Annotated in this window: 22 protein-coding genes; 10 read left to right on the top strand and 12 right to left on the bottom strand. The window is 64.4% G+C overall.

Annotated elements, in window-relative coordinates:
• Positions 1-127: 127 nt before the first annotated feature.
• From LPW26_RS06555 to LPW26_RS06540, 4 genes are all read left to right on the top strand, one after another.
• On the top strand, positions 128-373 hold the full coding sequence (locus LPW26_RS06555; protein ID WP_238733594.1) for a hypothetical protein: 246 nt from the start codon (positions 128-130) through the stop codon (positions 371-373).
• A 534-nt stretch (positions 374-907) separates the two neighbouring features.
• Complete coding sequence (locus tag LPW26_RS06550; protein WP_238733593.1) at positions 908-1,099, top strand: hypothetical protein; 192 nt, start codon at positions 908-910, stop codon at positions 1,097-1,099.
• A 233-nt stretch (positions 1,100-1,332) separates the two neighbouring features.
• Complete coding sequence (locus LPW26_RS06545) at positions 1,333-2,118, top strand: MetQ/NlpA family ABC transporter substrate-binding protein (RefSeq protein WP_238733592.1); 786 nt, start codon at positions 1,333-1,335, stop codon at positions 2,116-2,118.
• Between the two features lie 67 nt (positions 2,119-2,185).
• Entirely contained in the window at positions 2,186-3,523 is a 1,338-nt protein-coding gene (locus LPW26_RS06540; protein WP_238733591.1) for a phenylacetate--CoA ligase family protein, read from the top strand.
• Positions 3,524-3,582: 59 nt separating this feature from the next.
• Here LPW26_RS06540 and LPW26_RS06535 read toward each other — a convergent pair whose 3' ends face one another.
• Entirely contained in the window at positions 3,583-3,786 is a 204-nt protein-coding gene (locus LPW26_RS06535) for a hypothetical protein (protein WP_238733589.1), read from the bottom strand.
• Positions 3,787-3,867: 81 nt separating this feature from the next.
• Entirely contained in the window at positions 3,868-4,269 is a 402-nt protein-coding gene (locus tag LPW26_RS06530) for a RidA family protein (protein WP_238733587.1), read from the bottom strand.
• Between the two features lie 184 nt (positions 4,270-4,453).
• Between LPW26_RS06530 and LPW26_RS06525 the strand changes: the two genes are divergently transcribed.
• On the top strand, positions 4,454-5,335 hold the full coding sequence (locus tag LPW26_RS06525) for a DMT family transporter (protein WP_238733585.1): 882 nt from the start codon (positions 4,454-4,456) through the stop codon (positions 5,333-5,335).
• Positions 5,336-5,365: 30 nt separating this feature from the next.
• On the opposite strand, the gene LPW26_RS06520 is transcribed toward LPW26_RS06525, so the two are convergent.
• Entirely contained in the window at positions 5,366-5,608 is a 243-nt protein-coding gene (locus LPW26_RS06520; protein ID WP_238733583.1) for a BrnA antitoxin family protein, read from the bottom strand.
• Between the two features lie 307 nt (positions 5,609-5,915).
• Here LPW26_RS06520 and LPW26_RS06515 point away from each other — a divergent pair, with 307 nt between their 5' ends.
• Positions 5,916-6,131: a hypothetical protein gene (locus LPW26_RS06515; RefSeq protein ID WP_238733582.1), complete on the top strand. Its 216-nt coding sequence runs from the start codon at positions 5,916-5,918 to the stop codon at positions 6,129-6,131.
• A gap of 298 nt (positions 6,132-6,429) precedes the next feature.
• On the opposite strand, the gene LPW26_RS06510 is transcribed toward LPW26_RS06515, so the two are convergent.
• Both LPW26_RS06510 and LPW26_RS06505 read right to left on the bottom strand, forming a co-directional pair.
• A complete protein-coding gene (locus tag LPW26_RS06510) occupies positions 6,430-6,747 on the bottom strand; it encodes a cupin domain-containing protein (protein ID WP_238733580.1) in 318 nt (105 codons plus the stop codon).
• A gap of 53 nt (positions 6,748-6,800) precedes the next feature.
• Complete coding sequence (locus tag LPW26_RS06505; RefSeq protein ID WP_238733578.1) at positions 6,801-7,481, bottom strand: GntR family transcriptional regulator; 681 nt, start codon at positions 7,479-7,481, stop codon at positions 6,801-6,803.
• 425 nt (positions 7,482-7,906) lie between these two features.
• On the opposite strand from LPW26_RS06505, the gene LPW26_RS06500 reads away from it, so the two are divergent.
• The 3 genes from LPW26_RS06500 (at position 7,907) to LPW26_RS06490 (ending at position 12,383) form a co-directional block, all read left to right on the top strand.
• A complete protein-coding gene (locus LPW26_RS06500) occupies positions 7,907-9,214 on the top strand; it encodes an MFS transporter (protein WP_238733576.1) in 1,308 nt (435 codons plus the stop codon).
• A gap of 63 nt (positions 9,215-9,277) precedes the next feature.
• Entirely contained in the window at positions 9,278-10,960 is a 1,683-nt protein-coding gene (gene ilvD, locus LPW26_RS06495) for a dihydroxy-acid dehydratase (protein ID WP_238733575.1), read from the top strand.
• A gap of 49 nt (positions 10,961-11,009) precedes the next feature.
• Positions 11,010-12,383, top strand: a complete 1,374-nt coding sequence (locus LPW26_RS06490; protein ID WP_406677128.1) for an FAD-dependent oxidoreductase — start codon at positions 11,010-11,012, stop codon at positions 12,381-12,383.
• Between the two features lie 107 nt (positions 12,384-12,490).
• Here LPW26_RS06490 and tgt read toward each other — a convergent pair whose 3' ends face one another.
• From tgt to coaD, 5 genes are all read right to left on the bottom strand, one after another.
• Positions 12,491-13,636: a tRNA guanosine(34) transglycosylase Tgt gene (gene tgt, locus LPW26_RS06485; protein WP_238733573.1), complete on the bottom strand. Its 1,146-nt coding sequence runs from the start codon at positions 13,634-13,636 to the stop codon at positions 12,491-12,493.
• On the bottom strand, positions 13,633-14,715 hold the full coding sequence (gene queA, locus LPW26_RS06480) for a tRNA preQ1(34) S-adenosylmethionine ribosyltransferase-isomerase QueA (RefSeq protein WP_238733571.1): 1,083 nt from the start codon (positions 14,713-14,715) through the stop codon (positions 13,633-13,635). The genes tgt and queA overlap by 4 nt, the downstream gene beginning before the upstream one ends.
• Before the next feature lie 136 nt (positions 14,716-14,851).
• Complete coding sequence (locus tag LPW26_RS06475) at positions 14,852-15,319, bottom strand: peptidylprolyl isomerase (RefSeq protein WP_238733569.1); 468 nt, start codon at positions 15,317-15,319, stop codon at positions 14,852-14,854.
• Between the two features lie 189 nt (positions 15,320-15,508).
• Positions 15,509-16,072 (bottom strand): peptidylprolyl isomerase, encoded by a 564-nt coding sequence (locus LPW26_RS06470; protein ID WP_238733567.1) that lies wholly within the window; start codon positions 16,070-16,072, stop codon positions 15,509-15,511.
• 30 nt (positions 16,073-16,102) lie between these two features.
• The gene (coaD, locus tag LPW26_RS06465) at positions 16,103-16,600 is read right to left on the bottom strand and encodes a pantetheine-phosphate adenylyltransferase (RefSeq protein WP_238733565.1); all 498 of its coding nucleotides are present in this window, start codon (positions 16,598-16,600) and stop codon (positions 16,103-16,105) included.
• A 327-nt stretch (positions 16,601-16,927) separates the two neighbouring features.
• Between coaD and LPW26_RS06460 the strand changes: the two genes are divergently transcribed.
• Complete coding sequence (locus LPW26_RS06460; protein WP_238733564.1) at positions 16,928-17,185, top strand: hypothetical protein; 258 nt, start codon at positions 16,928-16,930, stop codon at positions 17,183-17,185.
• Positions 17,186-17,298: 113 nt separating this feature from the next.
• On the opposite strand, the gene gyrA is transcribed toward LPW26_RS06460, so the two are convergent.
• A complete protein-coding gene (gyrA, locus tag LPW26_RS06455; RefSeq protein ID WP_238733563.1) occupies positions 17,299-20,040 on the bottom strand; it encodes a DNA gyrase subunit A in 2,742 nt (913 codons plus the stop codon).
• A 180-nt stretch (positions 20,041-20,220) separates the two neighbouring features.
• On the bottom strand, positions 20,221-21,594 hold the full coding sequence (gene hflX, locus LPW26_RS06450; protein ID WP_238733561.1) for a GTPase HflX: 1,374 nt from the start codon (positions 21,592-21,594) through the stop codon (positions 20,221-20,223).
• Positions 21,595-21,600: the final 6 nt, after the last annotated feature.

Below are 21,600 nucleotides of genomic sequence, written 5' to 3'. Positions count from 1 at the left end.
GACGGATCGCTTCGTTGCGGGTCACGCCAAGCCGGCTTGGCGGTCGCGCAAGCTTCGTTCTGACGCATGGCTTTCGGGGCCCGCGCTTGCCATCTCCTCCGTCTGGGATGCCCTGAGGAGGGTGCGCATGCTTTGGGCTCTTTTAGCCATTCTGGTCGTCGCGGGTGTGGCGGCGGTCGTCAATGACGGGGTCTATTCGGGCAATCTGTTCGAGACCGACCTCGTGGTTCGAACCGCGGTGCTGATGGCGCTGGCGTTGTTCATCGGCCGCGGATTGTTCCGACGCGGGACGTCGACGAACTGGCTCAAGCACGGCGCGATCTGGCTAGCGATCGCACTCGGGATTGCGCTGCTGTATCGCTGGAGCAATTGACTGGCCCTGCGACGGTGCCCCTCAAAAACGCCTGACCACCCACCTGCCCGTTCCGCGCGAAACGCCATGCGCCAGTCGAGTCGTGTTCTGATGCGACGCGTTCGTACTTGCGCAGCAGCACATTTTCCTCATCAGCCATTCCGCCTCGCACGCGAAGTTTCATCCCGGCGCGCGGCCGAGGGATATCGACCTTATTTTTCGGGCCGCGTTGACTTGCCGTGCGCGTCTGGCAGAGTTTGCCTCGTTCGATCCGGTTTCGGGTCGGATCGCGGGATTTGACGGAGCAGCTTGCGCCGCGGGTTTAATCGCTAAAGCGCCACGACATGGTCGTGGGCTCCTTGTTACTTGGAGAACGACTCATGAAAGCCATCGTCTCGACGGCCCTTTCATCTCATCGCATCGCCCCCGGACTGATCACCTCCTCGTCGCGGTGTTGTTGTTGCTGTCCTCGCGCGCTCGACTGATCTCGGCGCTCACCAGCACATCGAACATCACCGATCTTCAGGAGGCACTGGCTTCGCCAGTTGAGAACTCATGTCCGACGCATACGTCATCGAAGTCTACTCGCGCACCGCCGGCATCGTCGTCCGGGAAGGCCGCAACTACTGCTTCTTCGCTTCGCATCGCGACTTCAACAGCCTGGAGCGCCAGGAATTCGGCTCTTTGGTCGCGGCCCAGAAGGCGGCGACGCGCTGCGCGAAAGAAGCACGCCCGCGGCTGCAATAGGCCCGGCACCGCGCTTCGGCGCTGAACCACGCGGCCGCCTCCGCCTCGTTGGCGGCGGCCGCCGGTTCCGAGCGATCTCTCACCCTCGCAAAACGAAAATCTCCCGGCGGCATCGCCGGGAAAACATCAGCCTTGTTTCAGGGCCGAATTCAAAATGGCCGCTGGCTGCAGCGGCTTGTAGTTTCCGTCCACCTTGACCACCGCGCTGGTCACCACTCGAAGGTTCGCATCACATGACACGGAAGTTTGGTTTCGCCGCCGCCGCGCTCGCCGCGCTGTCGGCCCTCTCGCCCGCCTGGGGCAGCGAAGTGGTCCGCATCGGCACCACCGCCGGCCCCTATGCGGAGATCCTGCGCTATGCCGGCGATCTCGCCGCCAAGCAGGGCATCGAGCTGAAGATCACCGAGTTCACAGACTACACGGTGCCCAACGCGGCGCTGGCGCAGGACGATCTCGACATCAACAATTTCCAGCACCAGCCCTATCTCGACAACCAGGTGGCGCAGCGCGGCTACGACATCGTGTCGATCGCCAAGAGCATCATCGTGCCGATCGGGATCTACTCGAACAAGGTCAAGAGCATCGCCGAGATCAAGGACGGCGCCACCGCCGCGATCCCGAACGATCCGTCGAACGGTGCACGCGCGCTGCAATTGTTCGAGAAGGCCGGGCTTATCAAGCTGAAGCCGGGCATCGGCATCAAGGCGACGCCGGCGGACATCGCCGAGAACCCCAAGAAGCTGAAATTCATCGAACTCGACGCCGCACAGCTGCCGCGCTCGCTGAACGACCTCGACATCTCGGCCGTCAACCTCAACTACGCGCTGAGCGCCGGGCTCGATCCCAAGTCCGCGCTGCTGCTGGAAGGCGCCGACACCAACTGGAATCTGGTGTTCGCGGTGCGGGCCAAGAACAAGGACAATCCGACGCTGAAGAAATTCGTCGAGATCTATCGCTCGCCGGAGGTGAAGGAATTCACCGACAAGCGCTTCAACGGCAGCATTCTGACGACCTGGTAACAGCTCCCTCGCCACATCGTGACGACCGGCCGCCGCTGCGCGGCCGGTCTGCGTTCAGGACAAATATATGACTCATTCCGCCGACGATCGTCCCTATTGGGACGCCAAGCTCGAAACCCAGTCGCGCGCCGACTGGGACGCGTTGAAACTGTCGCTGCTGCAAACCCACGTCGCCCACGCCTATGCGGGCTCGCCGGCCTATCGGGCCGCGTTCGACGCCGCCAAGGTGACGCCGGGCCAGATCAAATCGCTCGATGACATCCGCCGCTTCCCGATGATCGACAAGCGCACCCTGCGCGACCGTCAGCTTGCGTTGCCGCCGTTCGGCGATCTTGTCGCCGTGCCGGAGCGCGACATCGTCTACATCTCCGCCTCCTCCGGCTCGACCGGCGTGCCGACCGCCTCGCCGTTTACGCAAGCCGATTTCGACGGCTGGATCGACTACGAAGCGCGGCAGTTCTGGTCGTCCGGGATGCGGCCGTCCGATCGTTACGTGCATTCGCTCAACTTCTCGCTATTCATCGGCGGCCCCTGCGTGCTCGGCGCGCAGAAGCTCGGCGCGCTGACGATCCACGCCGGCACGCTGCCGTCCGACCGGCTGCTGCAGATCCTCAAGCAGTTCCAGGCCACGGTGATCTGGACCACGCCGTCCTATGCCTGGTACCTCGGCGAGACCGCCATCAAGGAAGGCTACGATCTGCGCAAGGACCTCGCCGTCCGCCGCATTTTTGTCGCCGGCGAGCCCGGCGGCTCGATCCCGGAGACGCGCGACCGCATCGAGCAGCTCTGGGGCGCCTCGGTCTACGATTACTACGGGCTGTCGGATATCTTCGGCTCGTGCGCCGGCATGTGCGAGCACAAGGACGGGCTGCACTGGGCCGAGGATCACATCCTGGTCGAGGTGATCGACCCCGATAGCGGCGAGCCGGTGAAGCCCGGCGACCGCGGCGAGATGGTGCTGACCACGCTGCAGAAGACGGCGCGGCCGATGATCCGCTTCCGCACCGGCGACATCGTCAGCTTCAATCCCGAGCCGTGCCGCTGCGGCCGCACCGCGATCCGCCTCAATGGCGTCCACGGCCGCCGTGACGACATGCTGATCATCAAGGGAGTCAACCTGTTCCCGAGCGACGTCGAGGCGGTGGCGCGGCAGGACCACGAGCTGACCGGCGAGTACCGGCTGGTGGTCGACCGCATCAACCACCTCGACAGCCTCACCGTCGAGGTCGAGCACATCCACGGCTACAACGGCGCGCCCGAGCATCTGGCCGACCGGTTCGGCCGCAAGCTCAAGGCTGTCACCGGCGTCTCGGCCGCGGTCTCGGTGCTGAAGCCCGACACGCTGCCCCGCGCCACCCACAAGGCCAAGCGCGTCGAGGATCGACGCAGCGGCGTCTGGAACTGACGCCGCTGCTCGGCGCAGACAACGTGCGCCCGGCCTGATCGGTCGGGTGCGCGCGCGGCTCAGGCCCGCTGCTTCGGCGCGGCGAGCTGCGTCGCAGTACGCTTGATGGTCTTGGCCACCAGCAGTGCCTGCTCCTTGGTCAGCGCGAAGTCCTGCACGCCCTTCTGCGTGGTCAGCGACAGGATCATCACCTCGGGCTGGTTCTCCGGCCAGCCAGTGGCGAAGCCTTGGACGAAATCGGCCGCGGTGGAACGCTGGGTCATGGGTCGAACTCCTTGCAAGCTGGCGGGCTTGTTGGCCGAAACCCGCCGGCCTTGCAAGCCGCTTCGCCGTCCGGGACGCCCCTAGCGCGCCGGCACGAAAGCGGTGACCTCGATCTCGACCTTGGCGCGGGGATCGACCAGCCCGGAGATGTACAGCAGCGTCGACGGTGGGAAATGCCGCCCGAGCGTCTCGCGCCACGCCGCGGCGATGCCTGCGCCCGCGGCGGCGTAGTCCTCGCGGCTGGTCAGATACCAGGTCAGCCGCACGACGTGCTCCGGCCCTGCCCCCGCCTCACGCAGCAGCGTCACGATACGCTTCAGCGCCGCGCTGACCTGGGCCGCGAGATCGTCCGATTCGTATTCGCCCTGATCGTTGGTGCCGGTCTGGCCAGCGAGCACCAGCCACTGTCCCGGCCCGATGAACGCCACGCCGTGCGAAAAGCCCTTCGGCTTCGCCCAATCCGCCGGCTGCAAAGTCCGCATGCATTTCCCCCTTTGTTGAGCCGACTTCAGCGGCTCTTTTTGACTTGAAGATCGACATCGGGACACAGGACATCGCGGAAATCAACCGCGCGGATACGCGCAGCGGTTGCCAAGCGCGGCGCTGTCGCCGATAGAGCAGACGGAAACGCCGCGGCGATCAGAACAGCAGAAAAAGCCACCGCCCATGACCCGACAACCTTCGAAGAGCATGGCCGCGCTGTGGATGGCCGGTTGGCTCGGCCTGATGGTGATCATCGCCGTCGCCGGGCGCGAAGCAGCGCGTGGGCTGCATCTATTCCAGGTCATGGAACTGCGCTCGACGATCGGCTTCCTGCTGCTGTATCCGCTGATTCACGCCGCCGGCGGCTTCGCCGCTATGGGCACAGCGCGGCCATGGTCGCATGTCGGCCGCAACGTGGTGCACTATGCGGCCCAATATTGCTGGTTCGCGGCCCTGCTGATGATCCCGATCGGCCAAGTGGTCGCAATCGAGTTCACAATGCCGATCTGGATCGCGATCCTCGCCGCGTTGTTTCTGGGCGAGCGCCTCAACCTCGGCAAGATCACCGCTGTCGTGCTCGGCCTGATCGGCGTGATCGTGATCGTGCGTCCCGCGACGGGCTCGGTCGAACCCGGCCAACTGATCGCCCTTGCGGCGGCGTTTGGCTTCGCGATTTCGATCACGCTCGTGAAGTCGCTGACCCGGATCGACAGCACCCTGACCATCATGTTCTGGATGCTCGTCATCCAATCTGCAATTGGGTTCCTGCCGGCGATCTATGTCTGGCAGTGGCCGTCGACGATCGGCTGGATATGGATCGTGGTGATCGCATTCTGCGGCACGTTCTCGCACTACTGCATGGCGCGGGCGCTGACCTATGCGGACGCGACGATCGTAATTCCGATGGATTTCCTGCGCGTACCGCTCACCGCGACCGCCGGCTGGCTGATCTACGGCGAGCGGCTCGACCTCTACACCGTGCTCGGCGCCGTTCTGATCCTGTCCGGCAATCTGCTGAACCTCCGCAGCGCACCTCGCTCACCGCCCGCCGGCAAGGCGCCATAAGCGACGCGGCAGCACGACGTCGCGCGATCGTTACAACCCCGCGGCCTTGCGTAGCGCGACATTGATGCGGTCTTGCCAGCCGGGGCCGTCAGACTGGAAGTGTTCGAGCACGTCCTGATCGATCCGCAGCGACACCATTTCCTTGACGCCGGGCAGCGTCTGCCGCTTCAGCATCGGCGCTTCGACCGGCTTGGTGGTCACCTTCTTGAAGGCGGCCTCCGCTTCGGTTCGGGCGTCGTTCAATGTGCGGGGGCGGCGGGGCAGTTGAGCCATAGTGTCCTCTCGGCGTAGTGTGTGTCAGCAGCGCTGACAAATAAACGAAAATCGTCGGACGTTTGAACTCAAACAAAACCGGCGCGAGTTGGTGACTAACCGTTCACCACGCAGGCATGCGACACGCCTCATGCGCGGCCGACACGCGCGCGAACCGTGCACAGAGCCGAGCGCTGCGACGCATGCGCTGCATTGCAAAATCGAATTTCTCGAAAGCAACGCATTTCTGTTGCGACATCGTCAGAGTTCCAGGTGTATAGTTAGGGCAACTCGGAAGATCAGTCCCACAGGATGTGAGGAGGTCACGATGCCAGCGCTTGCTGAATTCCTGTCGACCAAAACCCCTCGTCCGGCGCCGCGTGGTTGCGATCTGCCGGCCTGCCCGGTCTGCGCCGACTCGATGATCGCGGCCGAAGCCTCTGCGTACCTGACCGAGAACGTCATCAGCTATCTGTGGACCTGCGACACCTGCGGGTTCGGCTTCGTGACCAAGCATGCACTGAAGCGGTTCGCCTGCAATTGATGGGAAGCCGACAAAGCCGGCCATCTGGGTGTCCTGTTTGACCATCTTGCAACGTGTCCGATGACCAGCGGAATCGGATGCTTAAACAATATGGGCAAAATAGCCAGATCAACATGGCCGGCTTTTGAATCAGGGCGCCGGATCGTTATCCGCACCCTCCCCACGCGTGTCGCGCGAGACCATGACGGCCGGATCGGCACCACGACTGCTTGATATTTCGGATGTTGCTGACGATCCGATTTCTAATGGTCGGACCGTTGACGCGACGCAGCCCGTTTCCGCGCCTGCCCAATTGCACCTACTGTTGCGTCGGCACCTGCTCTTGCGTCCGCATGGACTCGGGTTTTGCGAACTTCCGGCCCACGAGAACGTGGGCGCCCTCGGCTTCGATCCACTCGTCGTGCAGTTCGCCGTCGGCCACGGCGAAGACCTGTCCCGAACGATAGACGACGGGCTCGCCGGCCTGCCGCACGACGAACACGCCCGAGAGGACAAGCCCGCGGATTTCGAAGTGATGGCGATGCCGCCCCTTACCGGGACGCGGGTCGAGCTTCTGATACTCGATTTCGTCGAAGCCGTCCGCCTTCAGCTGCATCTCGAAGTCTCGCGCGTCCATGCACCTCGTCCTTCCCATGTGGGCGGTTGCGTCACGCAACATCAAACCCTGTTCTAGCGGAGTTGTTTCTGAGCGATCCGGGCATCTGCTCCGCGAAGCGTGCGATAGGCAAACTCCGTGAGATAATCATTGAGCGCCAGCGATGCGGCGGCAGCGGCTTCCTCGTCGCCCTCGCTGATGGCCCTCAGGGTCGCCGAATGTCTTTGGGATGCGGCCCTTAGTTCCTTCCGGCGATCCGAAATGTTGGCGAACCAGAAGCGGCGCGACAGGCTTTGCAGCGGCGCCATGCTGGACGTCAGATATTCGTTCTGTGCCGCCGCAACGGTGATCTGGTGAACCCGCTTCAAGAGGTCGCCGTACAGGACGACGTCGTCGGCCTCTGCGACTTCATCAAACTCCCGGGCCAGTTCGAGCATCATCTGCTTCTGCACGGAGGTGGCGCGATGCACGCATGTTCGCACCGCAAATTCCTCGACGACCCGGCGCAGTTCGAGAAGCTTGAGTTGCACCTCGACCGAGATCAACGGGATGAAAGCGCCCTTCCTGGGATGGATCTCGACCATCCGCTCCCATGCGAGACGTTGCAGGGCTTCGCGCACAGGCGTTCGGCCGAAACCGGTCGCCTCCATCAGCGTCACCTCGCTGACCATCTGGCCGGGCTTCAGCTCCTGGAACGTGATCATGCGTTCGATCACGTCGTAGACCTGTTCGGATTTGTTCGTGTGCTCGGTCATCGATGGGCCGTCCGGTGGGAAACTGTCGCCTGGTTCCGCCTTGGCGTGAGGCCAGACCGCAGGGCGTCGGCCCGCGAGCCGCTGAGGCTGAATGATTCGGTGCCGCTGGTCAGCGAATCATCAATCCGGGCGTCGCACATTTGGCCGAAACGGATGTCGCCATCGGCTGCCTTCCGCAAGCGCATGAATGCCGACGGCGGAGGCTGCGAACGCACGTGACTGTTCGCAGGCCGTCCCGGCTCATTATCTGGCTCGCCATTGTCCCCCTGCCGCTCCCAGTGCCGGCTCCGCAATCCACACGCGAAGCGCAAGCGAACCGCTTCAACGCGCTGGACTCTACTGCCATATCTGTAATATATCAGCATATATCATTGATATATCAATGAGCGATGAACCGATAAGTCCGTCGAGAAGGGGGAACATCCATGGCTGAGGTTTTACAGCGCCAACACACTGTTGGCAGAGATCAGAAATCGCGCAGGGCGGCGCTCGCCGCTTTGATCGGCACCGTGCTGGAGTGGTACGACTTCATCATCTACGGCACCGCCGCAGCGATCGTCCTGAACAAGGTCTTCTTCCCATCGAGCGACCCCTATGTCGGAACGCTCGCCGTGTTCGCGACCTATGCGGTCGGCTTCCTCGCGCGGCCCTTGGGCGGTCTGTTCCTCGGCTATCTCGGCGATCGATATGGCCGCAAGCTGGTTCTCGTGCTGACGCTCGTCATCATGGGCACCGCGACGTTCCTGCTGGGCTGCCTGCCCTCCTACGCGCAAATCGGAATCTGGGCCCCGGTGCTCCTCGTCGCCTTGCGCCTTCTGCAAGGGTTCGGTGCGGGCGGCGAGTACGCTGGCGCCGTGGTCCTCTCGGTCGAACACGCTCAGGACGGTAAGCGCGGCGCCGCCGGCGCGTGGGCTCCGATGGGCTTCGCGCTCGCGACCTTGCTGGCCAACGCCGTGTTCTTTTCCGTCATTGCGTTGATGCCCGAAGATGACTTCCTGCAGTGGGGCTGGCGCATTCCCTTCCTGTTCGGCGGCGTCTGTGTGCTGGTCGGTTACTTCATCCGCCGGGGTGTCGAAGAGCCGCCGGTCTATGAACGCGCGGTCGAGCAGGCCAAGACTGAGAAGATCGGTCTGTTCTCGTCGATCAAGCGCAACCCGCGCAGCTTCGTGATCGTCCTTCTGACGCGGATGGGTGAGAACGGCTTTGCGTATCTCTATCCGGTGTTCTGCGTCTCCTATGTGATCACGACGCTCGGGCAGCCCCGCTCCACGGCGCTGTGGGCAGTCATCATCGCATCGATGATTCAGGTCGCCACCATCCCGTTCTTCGGCGTGCTGTCCGACCGCTTGGGCCGCAAGACGGTCTATCTGGCCGGGACGCTGCTCTCGATGGCGTGGCTGGTGCCGTTCTTCCTTCTGCTCGACACCGGCGGCGCTGCGGCCATCATCCTGGGATTCGGAGTCGGCCTCGGCATCGCGTATCCGGCGATGCTCGCACCGCAAGCCTCCTGGTATGCCGAACTGTTCGACACGCAATTCCGGCTTTCGGGGTTTGCGTTCTCCCGGGAGCTCGGTTCGTTGCTCGCGGGCGGCGTCGCCCCCTTCATCGCCACGGCGCTTGCCGCATGGGCACATCATTGGTGGCCGATCGTTGCCTACATGTGGCTGCTCGGCATCATCACGCTGATCGGTTTGAAGCTCGGGCCGGAAACGGTCAGCAAGAAACTGGGATGAGTTCGGACGCGTTCCGGCATCGCGCCGGAACGCTCCTGCTCCCGCATCTTTGGAGATTTCGCGATGAACGAACTCAGAAGCAACTTCGAGCCGGGTTCGACCCGGTGGGCCGTGCGGCGTGCGCAATGGCTGGCGATGGGCATCAAGGAAGAAGATTTCCACAAGCCCAAGATCGCGGTCGTGAACTCGTCCAGCGGTCTGTCGGTCTGCTACCAGCATCTCGACGGGATCTCCAAGACGGTGCAGCAGGCGATCCGCGACGCAGGCGGGCTTCCGTTTGAAATCCGCACCGTCGCGCCGTCGGACTTCGTCACCTCCGCCGGGCGCAAGGCGCGCTATCTGATGCCGTCGCGCGATCTCCTCGTGAACGACGTCGAGGTCCAGGTCGAAGGCGCCGAGCTGGACGGCATGGTCCTGCTCGCCTCATGCGACAAGACCACTCCCGGCCAGCTGATGGCCGCGGGTCGCTTGAACATTCCGTCGATCGTGCTGGCCTGCGGTTATCAGCTCGGCGGCCATTGCGCCGGCAAGGACGTCGATATCGAAGACCTCTACAACAGCGTCGGCACCTACAAATCGGGCCAGATCAGCTTGCAGGATCTGACCGACATGTCCTGCGTTGCGATCAAGGGACCCGGCGTTTGCGCCGGTCTCGCAACCGCCAATTCCATGCACTGCCTCGCCGAGGCACTGGGCATGGCCCTCCCCGGCAATTCACCGATCCGCGCTGGCGGAGAGCGGTTGGCCGACTACGCGTCGCAGGTCGGCCAGGCGATCGTCCGCCTCATTGAACAGGATCTGAGGCCGCGGCAAATCCTGACCAAGGCGTCGATCCAGAACGGAATCCGAATCGCGCAGGCGCTGGGCCTTTCCGTCAACACGGTGCGGCATTTGACGGCGATCGCCATCGAAAGCCGCATCGAGATGGACGTCGTTGCGGAATACGAAGCGCTGTCGAAGGGCGCCGTCCAGATCACGCATGTTCGTCCCAACGGTCCCCATCGGATCGAGATGCTGGAAGCCGCCGGCGGCGTCCGCGGCGCGATGAAGCAGCTCGCCAGCAAGCTCGATCTCACGGCGATGACGGTCACCGGAAAGACTCTCGGCGAGAATCTGGATGAAGCTCCTGCACCCGACGAACGTGTGATCCGGCCGCTGTCCAATCCGTTCCGGAGGGAGCCGGGTCTCATCATCATCCGCGGCAACCTCGCGCCGGACGGCGCCGTGGTGAAGCTCTCCGCGGTCCCGAGCTCGATCCGCCGCTTCGAGGGCGTGGCGAAGGTGTTCGAAGACGAGGACCAGGCGATCGCAGGCCTCAGCGACGGCTCGATCCAGAAGGGCCAGGCTATCGTCCTGCGGCACATGGGCCCGAAGGGCGGCCCGGGCACCGTGTTCGCCTGCTCGTTCATGGCGGCTCTGGTCGGCGCCGGCCTCTCGAGCGGGGTCGCGGTTCTGACGGACGGTGAGTTGTCCGGCCTCAACTCCGGCATCACTGTCGGCCAGATCATGCCGGAGGCTGCCGAGGGCGGCCCTCTCGCGGTGATCGCCGATGGCGATCGCATTACGATCGATCTCGCGGCCGAAACCATCGAACTGATGATTTCCGCCGACGAACTCGCCACCAGACTGGCCGAATGGACGCCGCGCACCCTGCCCGCCGAATATGGCTGGCTCGCGCAATACGCCCAGCTCGTCCAGCCGCTCTCGAAGGGAGCCGTGCTCGGCGATCGGACCACGCGCCGATAGCCGAGACCGTGCACCCCCCGGGACGTTAGTTACACGCGAGGTTATTCTGATGGACTCCACATGCGTCAACATTCCGGCCTGGGAAATCCGAAACCGGATATCCCTTGATGAAGCCAGTTCGTTACCGTGTCTTGCGGAGACCGATGTCCTCGTCATTGGTGGCGGCGCATCCGGCGTGGCTGCAGCGACCATTTCGGCAGAGTCCAACTGCTCCACCATCCTAGTGGAGCGCTACGGGTTCTGCGGCGGTGCGGCCGTTGCAGGCCTGTCAGGCACGATCTGCGGACTGTTTCTCGCCAGCGACCAGAGCAAGCCGAAGCAGGTCGTGTTCGGATTTTCCGAGCGCTTCAGGTCCGAGCTCGCCAGGCGCGGCGGCATCACCGCGCCGCAGAAATACGGCAAGACCTTCGTCGTCACGCACGACCCCTTGAAATGGCGCGAGACCGCCGACTCCCTGCTGATGATGTCGGGCGTGAGAATCCTGTTCCACACCGTCGTGGTCGCGGTGATCATGGACGGCGATCGCCACCTCGGCGTGGTGATCGAATCGAATGCAGGTCGCTCGGTGATCCTCGCGAAGCGCACGATCGACGCATCCGGCGATGCGGCGGTCGTGGCCCGCGCCGGTCACCCATGGCGCTTCGGCGATCAGGGCCGCATCCAGAATCCGACGATGTTCTTTCGACTCGGCGGCGTCGACGTCGAACGGTTTGTAGCACATTGGGGCGAGGACACGATCTCTCCGCCGGACATCGTCGAGGCGCTCACCACGGCCGGGCGCAGGAACTACGATCTTCCTCGAAAGAAGATCTGGATCTTTCCGACCACGCAGCCCGGTGAACTGCTCGTCAACGCGACCAGGCTCTCGGCGCGCAACGGCTCGATGCTCAATGTGATCAACCCGGAGGATTGGACCGTCGCCGAAATCGACGGGCGTCGTCAGGTTCGCGAATACGCCCGCTTCCTGGCGGCTCACGTCGAGGGCTGCGAACGCAGCTTCGTCATCGACACCGGCGTCGAGTGCGGCGTTCGGCAGACGCGATCCATCGACGGGCTCGAGACCTTGAAGAACGAAGACGTCGTCGAGGGGACGAAGCGGCCGGATTCGATCTGCCGCTCGCCCTGGCCGATCGAGCTGCACGCCGGCGAGAAGCCGAAGCTGCATTGGCTGCTGGACGATTACTACGACGTCCCGTTCGGAACGCTGGTGCCCGCGGTCGGGGAAAACATCATCGTCGCCGGCCGCTGCCTGTCAGCCGAACATGAAGCTTTGGCCTCCGCGCGCGTGACTGCTCAATGCTTCGAATACGGGCACGCCGCCGGTGTTGCAGCAGCCCTTTCGATCTCCAGCGACGTTCCGCTTCATGCTCTCGAGCCTCGCTCGATCGCAGACCAGATGAAGAAAAGCGGCAGCGCACTTTAGTTGAAGAAAATGCTGAGTCGTCATCCTGAGGTGCGCGCGTAGCGCGCCTCGAAGGATGCGGCCAAGGCTTGATGCTCATCCTTCGAGGCACGTAGCGCCGAGCAGCGTCAGGATGTGCTGTCCCGGGGTGCGATGTCGCCGCGGGCCCACCCGTCCCGCGTCTGCGCGCGAAATTCCTCGAAGGTGCCGGCCGCGATCGCGCCGCGCATGTCGCGCATCATGTGCTGGTAGTACGCGATGTTGATCTCGGACAGCAGCATCGCGCCGAGCGTCTCGCCCGACTTGATCAGGTGATGCAGATAGGCCCGTGAACAGCTCCGGGTCGACGGCCAGTCGCTGGTCTCGTCGAGCGGACGCGGATCGTCGGCGTGGCGGGCGTTGCGCAGATTGACCGGACCAAATTTCGTGAAGGCGACGCCGTGGCGTCCGTTCCGGGTCGGCATCACGCAGTCGAACATGTCGATGCCGCGGGCGACGGCTTCGAGAATATCCTCGGGCGTGCCGACGCCCATCAAATAGCGGGGCCGGTCGGCCGGCAGGATCGGGGCCGCCTCCTCGATCATCGCCAGCATCACCTCCTGCGGCTCGCCGACCGCGAGGCCGCCGATCGCGTAGCCGTGGAAGCCGAGCTCGATCAGGCCCCGCGCCGAGGCGTGGCGCAGCTCCGGCACGTCGCCGCCCTGGACGATGCCGAACAGCATGTGGCCGTCGGGCGCGCGCTCGAACGCGCGTTTGCAGCGCTCCGCCCAGCGCAGCGACAGCTGCATCGCGCGTTCGATGTCGGCATGCTCCGCGGGTAGACGCACGCATTCGTCGAGCTGCATCGCGATGTCGCTGCCGAGCAGCAGCTGCACCTCGATGGCGCGCTCCGGCGACAATTCGATCGCGGCGCCGTCGATATGCGAGCGGAAATTCACCGCCTTCTCGGACACCTTGCGCAGCTGCGCCAGCGACATCACCTGGAAGCCGCCCGAGTCGGTCAGCATCGGCCCGTTCCAGGTGGTGAAGCGCTGCAGGCCGCCGAGCGCGGCGATCCGCTCCGCGCCGGGGCGAAGCATCAGGTGATAGGTGTTGCCGAGCACGATATCGGCGCCGGCGTCGCGCACCTCGCGCCAGTGCAGGCCCTTCATCGCGCCGGCGGTGCCGACCGGCATGAAGGCCGGCGTGCGCACCACACCATGCGGCGTGGTCAGCCGGCCGGTGCGCGCCGTGCCGTCAGTCCCGAGAAGTTCGAAATGGTTCGGCACGCTCATGCGGAGGCAGGCTCCCGGAATAGCAGGCTGGCATCGCCATAGGAGTAGAAGCGATAGCCGGTTTCGATGGCGTGGCGATAGGCCGCCTGCATCGTCTCGAGCCCGCAGAACGCCGATACCAGCATGAACAGCGTCGAGCGCGGCAGATGGAAGTTGGTCATCAGGATATCCACGGCGCGAAACCGATAGCCCGGCGTGATGAAGATCGAGGTTTCGTCGGCGAACGGCGCGATCGTGCCGTCTGCGCGCGCGGCACTCTCCAGCAGGCGCAGCGAGGTGGTGCCGACCGCAATGATGCGGCCGCCCTGCGCTCGCGCCGCGTTGAGCGCGTCGGCGGTGGCTTTGCTGATCGTCCCCCACTCGGCGTGCATCTTGTGCTCGGCGGTGTTGTCGGCCTTCACCGGGAGGAACGTCCCTGCCCCGACATGCAACGTCACCCGGTGCACCGTCACACCCTGCGCCGCCAGTGCGGCGTCGAGTTCGGGCGTGAAGTGCAGCCCCGCGGTCGGCGCCGCGACGGCGCCCTCGTTGGCGGCAAACATGGTCTGATAATCGGCAGCATCCTGCGCGTCCGGAGCGCGCTTCGACGCGATGTAGGGTGGCAGCGGCGTCGCGCCGAGTTCGGCGATCGCCTGATCCAGCGCGGGACCGTGGAAGCTGAAGCTGAGCGTCACCTCGCCGGCGTCGCCCTTGGCCTCGACGGTGGCGTCGAGATGGCCGAGCAGGCAGACCCGGCCGTCATGGCCGAACCGCACCACATCGCCTTCGCTGAGCTTCTTGGCCGGCTTCACCAGCGCCTGCCAGCGCGAGCCATCGAGCCGCTTGATCAGGGTGGCGTCGATCTTGGGCTCGGTGGCGCGGCCGATGCGCCGCCCGCTGAGCTGCGCCGCGATCACCCGCGTGTCGTTGACGACGAGCTGATCGCCCGGCTGCAGCAGCGCCGGCAGATCGCGCACGACGCGATCCTCGAGCTGCGCACCGGGACGCACCACCAGCATCCGCGCGGCATCGCGCGGGGTCACCGGCCGCAGCGCGATGTTGTCCGTCGGCAGATCGAAGTCGAACAGGTCGGTGCGCATGATCCCAGTACGTCATTGCCGGGCTCGACCCTGCAATCCATCCTCTTCAAAAAGATGGATGCCCGGGTCCAGCCCGGGCATGACACCTTCTTAGTTGAGACGGCGGCGGCGACAGCGTGCCAACGCCAGCAGCAGCTTACGCCGCCGCGTCGGCGGCCATCGAGGCCTTGACGATCTTGTCGGGGTTCTGCACTGGCTCGCCGCGCTTGATCTTGTCGACGTTGTCCATGCCTTCGATCACCTTGCCCCACACCGTGTACTGATTGTCGAGGAAGCGGGCGTCGTCGAAGCAGATGAAGAACTGGCTGTCGCCGGAGTCCGGATTGGCGGCGCGGGCCATCGAGGTGGTACCGCGGACGTGCGGCTCCTTGTTGAACTCGGCCTTCAGTTTCTTGCCCGAGCCGCCGGTGCCGGTGCCCTGCGGGCAGCCGGTCTGCGCCATGAAGCCTTCGATCACGCGATGGAACACGATGCCGTCGTAGAAGCCCTCGCGCACCAGCTCCTTGATCCGGGCGACGTGGTTCGGCGCCAGATCCGGGCGCATCTCGATCTTGACCGGGCCCTGGGTGGTTTCGAGGATCAGGATGTTGTCGTTGTCAGCCATGGTGTCTTCTCATCTGGTTTGGGGAATGTCCTGCGATCGAAGAACCGCAGCGTGCAGGCGCCGTCGTCCCGCGACGGCGTGGCCGATGCCGTCTTGCGACGACACAAGCGTGAACGGAGCTATCTGTTTCTATCAACACGATCGGCGTCGCCGCGCCGACGTCAAGTCAGCACGGCGCGTGACTGCCGATTACTTGATGTCGGAGGCGACCTGCACCTTGACCATTTTGTCCGGGTCGGTCACCGAACCGCCCGGCGAACCGGCCGAGGCCTTCTTCAGCTTGTCGACCACGTCCATGCCCGACACCACCTGCCCGACCACCGTGTACTGGCCGTTCAGGCTCGGGCCGTCGTCGAACATGATGAAGAACTGCGAGTTGGCGCTGTCGACGCTGTCGCCACGGCGGGCCATGCCGACCACGCCGCGCTTGAACGGCACGTTCGAGAATTCCTGCTTCAGGTTCGGATATTTCGAACCACCGGTGCCGTTGAACTTCTCGCCGTCGCCGGTCTGCGCCATGAAGCCGGCCATCACGCGGTGGAACGGCACGTTGTTGTAGTAGCCCTCGCGCGCCAGCTGCTTCAGCCGCTCGGCATGCTGCGGCGCGATATCCGGCCGGACCTGAATAACGATGCGCCCCTTGGTGCTGTCGATGACGAGGGCGTTGGCCTTGTCGAGATTGGCGGGCAGCGGCTGCGCCAGCGCCGGCACGGCAAACAGCAGCGCGGCGAAAAGGCCCATCAGACGGATCATGCAAACTCCGATCGGAAAAACGCAGCCGGCTCAGCCGGCCACTTTTGATTTCAGGGCGACCGCGACCTCCGCCGGCACAAACGCCGAGACGTCACCGCCCATGGCAGCGATCTGCCGCACCAGTGTGGCGGTGATCGGGCGGACCGCGACAGACGCTGGCACGAACACGGTGTGGATCGCTGGCGCCATGGTCTCGTTCATGCCGGCGATCTGCATCTCATAGTCGAGATCGGTGCCGTCGCGCAGACCGCGGATCATGATGGTGGCCCCGACCTGCTGTGCCGAGGTCACGGTGAGGTTATCGTAGGTGGTACAATCGAACTCACAGCCGGCCTGCCGGGCAACCGGCTCGAACACCGCGCGCACCATTTCTAGCCGCTCGTCGGTGGTGAACAGCGGCTTCTTGCCGGGATGGATGCCGATCGCCACCACAAGTTTGTCACATAACGCGACCGCTTGGCGGACGACGTCGAGGTGACCATTGGTGACGGGATCGAAGGAGCCAGGATACAGCGCGATACGGGACATACCTCCGTCTAGCGCGGTCGCAAGACGCCCGCAAGCCGGTCTGGTTCCGGCGTTAAGGCAGCTTTTATTTCGCACTGCGGATCGAACCGAATACCGGGCCTGCGCGTCTACCTCAGCACAACGGGAGCGCTGAAATATCTACGGTTTTTGATCGGATTGTTTCATCGGCCTTGGCGGACAAACAATTCGGCGGCGCGACGAAACCATATTGGGCGGCGACGAAGACGTTCTGAAACCGGCTTTGGCTAAACCACCCTCACTGAGAAGCGACGAATACGTCCGGGACCACCATCTAGGCAGCCCGGGGCTGGAACACAGGGGACCGCTATGATCAAGGCTTTTTCTGCAGTGGCAATTGCAGCCTTCGTGGCCGCCGCCCTCACGATCTTGCCGGGCTTTGCGCCGCGCGTGGAAGCCAGCGTGCCGGTCGCACTCGCCAAGGGCGACCGCCTGGACATCCGTCCGCTCGGCACCAGCTGTTCCGAGCAGGCCTGGCCGAACTTTGAGCCGTCCTGCCTGCGTAACGCCAATCGCCGCACCGCCCCCATCAATCAGGCCCGCCTGGTGACGGCGGAACGTCCGTGAGATTTGTGCGTTAAGACTCTGAGTTCACCAAGCGCCTTCCCTCCAGGAGCGCTCTTCGAAGGCCCTCGGTATGCCCACCGGGGGCCTTTCGATTCGTACAGCCGAGCGGCGGCTCAGCCGCCGTTGCTGGTCTCCGCCTCTTCGGCTTCCGGAATGTGCTCGACCGACACCACCTTCTCGTCGTCCGCGGTGTCGAACACGATCACGCCCTGAGTCGAGCGGCCTGCGACGCGGATGCCTTCGACCGGGCAGCGGATCAGTTGGCCAGCGTCGGTCACCAGCATGATTTGGTCCGAGTCCTCGACCGGAAACGACGCCACCAGCTTGCCATTGCGGCTGTTCACCGACATCGCGCCGATGCCTTTGCCGCCGCGGCCCGTGGTGCGGTACTCGTACGACGAGGTCCGCTTGCCGTAGCCGTTTTCCGAGATCGTCAGCACGAACTGCTCGGAGGCCGACATCTCGGCGTAGCGGTCCTGCGACAACGACGTCGGCACCTCGCCCTCCTCGGCTTCCACCTCGGGCGTCTCGACGACTTCGGCTTCCTCGCCTGTCGCGGCACGGCGGAAGGCGCCGGATTGCTTCAGATAGGTGGTTCGCTCGGCCGGGGTCGCTTCGAAGTGACGCAGGATGCAGAGCGAGATCACCTTGTCACCGGAGGCGAGCGCGATGCCGCGCACGCCCATCGACGTACGCCCGCTGAACACGCGGACATCCGGCACGGGGAAGCGGATGCATTGGCCACCGGAGGCGGTCAGCAACACGTCGTCGCGTTCGGTGCAGATCTGCACGTCGACGATCGCCTCGCCCTCGTCGAGCTTCATCGCGATGATGCCGGAGCGGCGCACGTCGACGAAGTCGGAGAGTTTGTTGCGGCGGACATTGCCGCCGGTGGTGGCGAACATCACGTCGAGCGCGGCCCAGGACTCTTCGTCCTCCGGCAGCGGCATGATCGTGGTGATACGCTCGCCCTGCTCCAGCGGCAGGATGTTGATCAGCGCCTTGCCGCGGCCGTTCGGCGGCGCGATCGGCAGACGCCAGACCTTCTCCTTGTAGACCTGGCCGTGCGACGAGAAGAAAAGCACCGGCGTGTGCGTCGAGGCGACGAATAGCCTGGAGACGAAATCCTCCTCGCGGGTCGCCATGCCGGAGCGTCCCTTGCCGCCGCGGCGCTGCGCCCGATAGGTCGACAGCGGCACGCGCTTGACGTAGCCGGCGTGCGACACGGTCACCACCATGTCCTCGCGCTGGATCAGGTCTTCGTCTTCGACCTCGCCTTCCTGCTCGATGATCACGGTCTTGCGCGGCGTGGCGAACTCCGCCTTCACAGCACCGAGTTCGTCCTTAACGATCGTCTGCACCCGCGCGCGCGAGCGCAAGATGTCGAGATAGTCGGCGATCTCGACGGCGAGCTTGTCGAGCTCTTCGGAGATCTCCTCGCGGCCCAGAGCCGTCAGGCGCTGCAGCCGCAGATCGAGAATGGCCTTCGCCTGCTCGAACGACAGCCGTGCGGTGCCGTCTTCGTTGAGCTTGTGACGCGGATCGTCGATCAGCGTGATCATCGCCGCAACGTCGGCCGCCGGCCAGTCGCGCGACATCAGGGTTTCGCGTGCCGTGTTCGGATCGGGCGAATTACGAATGACCCTGATGATCTCGTCGATATTCGCCACCGCGATCGCGAGGCCGACGAGGATGTGGGCGCGGTCGCGCGCCTTGTTGAGCAGATACTTGGTCCGCCGCGTGACGACCTGCTCGCGGAACGCGACGAACAGCGTCAGCAGATCCTTGAGGTTCATCAATTGCGGACGGCCGGCGTCGAGCGCCACCATGTTGGCGCCGAAATTGGTCTGCAGCGGCGTGAAGCGATAGAGCTGGTTCAGCACCACGTCCGGCACTGCATCGCGGCGCAGTTCGATCACCACGCGGAAACCGTCGCGATCGCTCTCGTCGCGCAGGTCGGAGATGCCTTCGATCTTCTTCTCGCGTACCAGGTCGGCGATGCGCTCGACCATGGTGGCCTTGTTCACCTGATATGGGATCTCCGAGACGATGATCGCTTCGCGATCCTTGCGGACCGTCTCGATCTCGACCTTGCCGCGCATCACGATAGAGCCGCGGCCGGTGTTGTAAGCAGAGCGAATGCCGGCGCGGCCGAGAATGATGCCGCCGGTCGGGAAATCGGGACCGGGTATGATGCCGTTGAGATCTTCGATCGATAGCGCCGGATCGTCGATCAGTGCGATGCAGGCGTCGATCACCTCGCCGAGATTGTGCGGCGGGATGTTTGTGGCCATGCCGACGGCGATGCCGCCGGCGCCGTTGACGAGCAGGTTCGGGAATTTCGCCGGCAACACCTGCGGTTCGCGGAACGAGCCGTCGTAGTTGTCCTGATAGTCGACGGTGTCCTTGTCGAGATCGTCGAGCAGCAGTTGCGCGATCTTGGTCAGTCGCGATTCGGTGTATCGCATCGCGGCCGGCGCATCGCCGTCGACCGAGCCGAAATTGCCCTGACCGTCGATCAGCGGCACGCGCATGGAAAAGTCCTGCGCCATGCGGACCATCGCGTCGTAAACCGACTGGTCGCCGTGCGGGTGATACTTACCGATGACGTCGCCGACGGTGCGCGCAGATTTCCGATACGGCTTGTTCCACTCGAAGCCGTTCTCGTACATGCCGTAGAGAATGCGCCGGTGCACCGGCTTCAACCCGTCGCGGGCATCCGGCAGCGCGCGCGCCACGATCACGCTCATCGCGTAATCGAGGTAGCTCCGCTTCATCTCATCGAGAATGGAAACGGGGCGGATATCCGAGGGGGCCTGCGGCTCCCCGGTCTTCTCGTCGTCTTTGTCGGACAAGGGTGAGTTCCGGTCAGAATCTGATGCGACTCATATACCGCATCGGGCCGGGTCAAGCCACCCTGACGGGCTCACCCGAGCAGGTTTTTATTGCCGTTTTTCCAATGACTTAGCGGCCGCGTGAGCAGAGCTCTCAAACACTCGCTTGCGGCGACTCCGGCTGCGCCCGGAAACGCCCCGCTAATTCTCGCGCGGCAGCGCGCCGAAGCGTTCGATGATGGCGTCGCGCTTGGTCTCATCGGCCCGCACCGTCATGGCGTAGCGGCCGTCCTGCAGCTCTTTCGAGAGCACCTCGGCGTTGCGATGCAGCCAGCTGACGCCGGCGCCGTCGGCGGCGTCGATGGTCAGATCGAGCACCGTGCGGGTCGCGGCGAGGCGCTGCTCGATCGCGTGTAGCAGATCATCGACGCCTTCTCCGCTGACGGCGGAGACCAGAAACACCGGACGATCCGGATCGCGCCGAGCCGCGATATTGGCCAGTTCCTCGCGCTTTTCCGGCTCGAAGCGATCGATCTTGTTCCAAACTTCGAGGATGCGGCCGCCGCTCGAATCGACGCCGAGCTGACGTAGCACGGTGTCGACGTCGTTCTCCTGGGCGTCGGCGTCTTCGTGGCTGATATCGCGGACGTGCAGGATCAGGTCGGCTTCGAGAACCTCTTCCAGCGTGGCGCGGAAGGCCGCGACGAGCTGGGTCGGCAGGTTGGAAATGAAGCCCACCGTGTCCGACAACATGGCTTTTCCACCATGAGGCAAACTCAAGGCACGCAGCGTCGGGTCGAGCGTGGCGAACAGCATGTCGGCCGCCTGCACGTCGGCGCGCGTCAGGCGGTTGAAGAGCGTGGATTTGCCGGCATTGGTGTACCCGACCAGCGCGACAACCCGGTACGGCACCCGCTGCCGGCCTGCACGGTGCAGCCGGCGCGTCGCCTGGACCTTCTTCAGCTCGTTCTCGAGCCTTGTGATGCGTTCGCCGATCAACCGGCGGTCGGCCTCGATTTGAGTCTCGCCGGGGCCGCCCATGAAGCCGAAGCCGCCGCGCTGGCGTTCGAGATGGGTCCAGGACCGGACCAGCCGCGAGCGTTGATAGTTGAGGTGCGCCAATTCGACCTGCAGCGAACCTTCCTTGGTCTTGGCGCGGCGGCCGAAGATTTCCAGAATCAGGCCGGTGCGATCGAGCACCTTGGTATTCCAGGCCTTCTCGAGGTTACGCTGCTGGATCGGCGACAGCGCGCAGTCCATCACCACCAGATCGACGTGATGCGCCGCGATGAGGCCGACGATTTCCTCGACCTTGCCTTTGCCCAGATAGGTCGCCGGCCTGATCTGGCTGATCGGCGTCAGCACCGCCTCGGCGATCTCCAGATCGATGGCGCGCGCCAACCCCGCCGCCTCGTCGAGGCGTGCGTCGTTGTCGCGCACAGCGCGGTGATCGACAGCGTCGGGGTCGCCCTTGCGGACACGCAAATACGGCCCGACGACGATCACGCGTCCGGTCTGGCCGTCTGCCGACGCCTGCGGGCGGTCGGCGCCCCCGTCGAAGCTACGGGGTTCCAATCAGAA

Source organism: Rhodopseudomonas infernalis (assembly GCF_022271405.1).
Taxonomy (GTDB): domain Bacteria; phylum Pseudomonadota; class Alphaproteobacteria; order Rhizobiales; family Xanthobacteraceae; genus Rhodopseudomonas; species Rhodopseudomonas infernalis.
The sequence above is the reverse complement of the archived record's forward strand: the minus strand, read 5'-3'. Positions and strand labels throughout refer to the sequence as shown.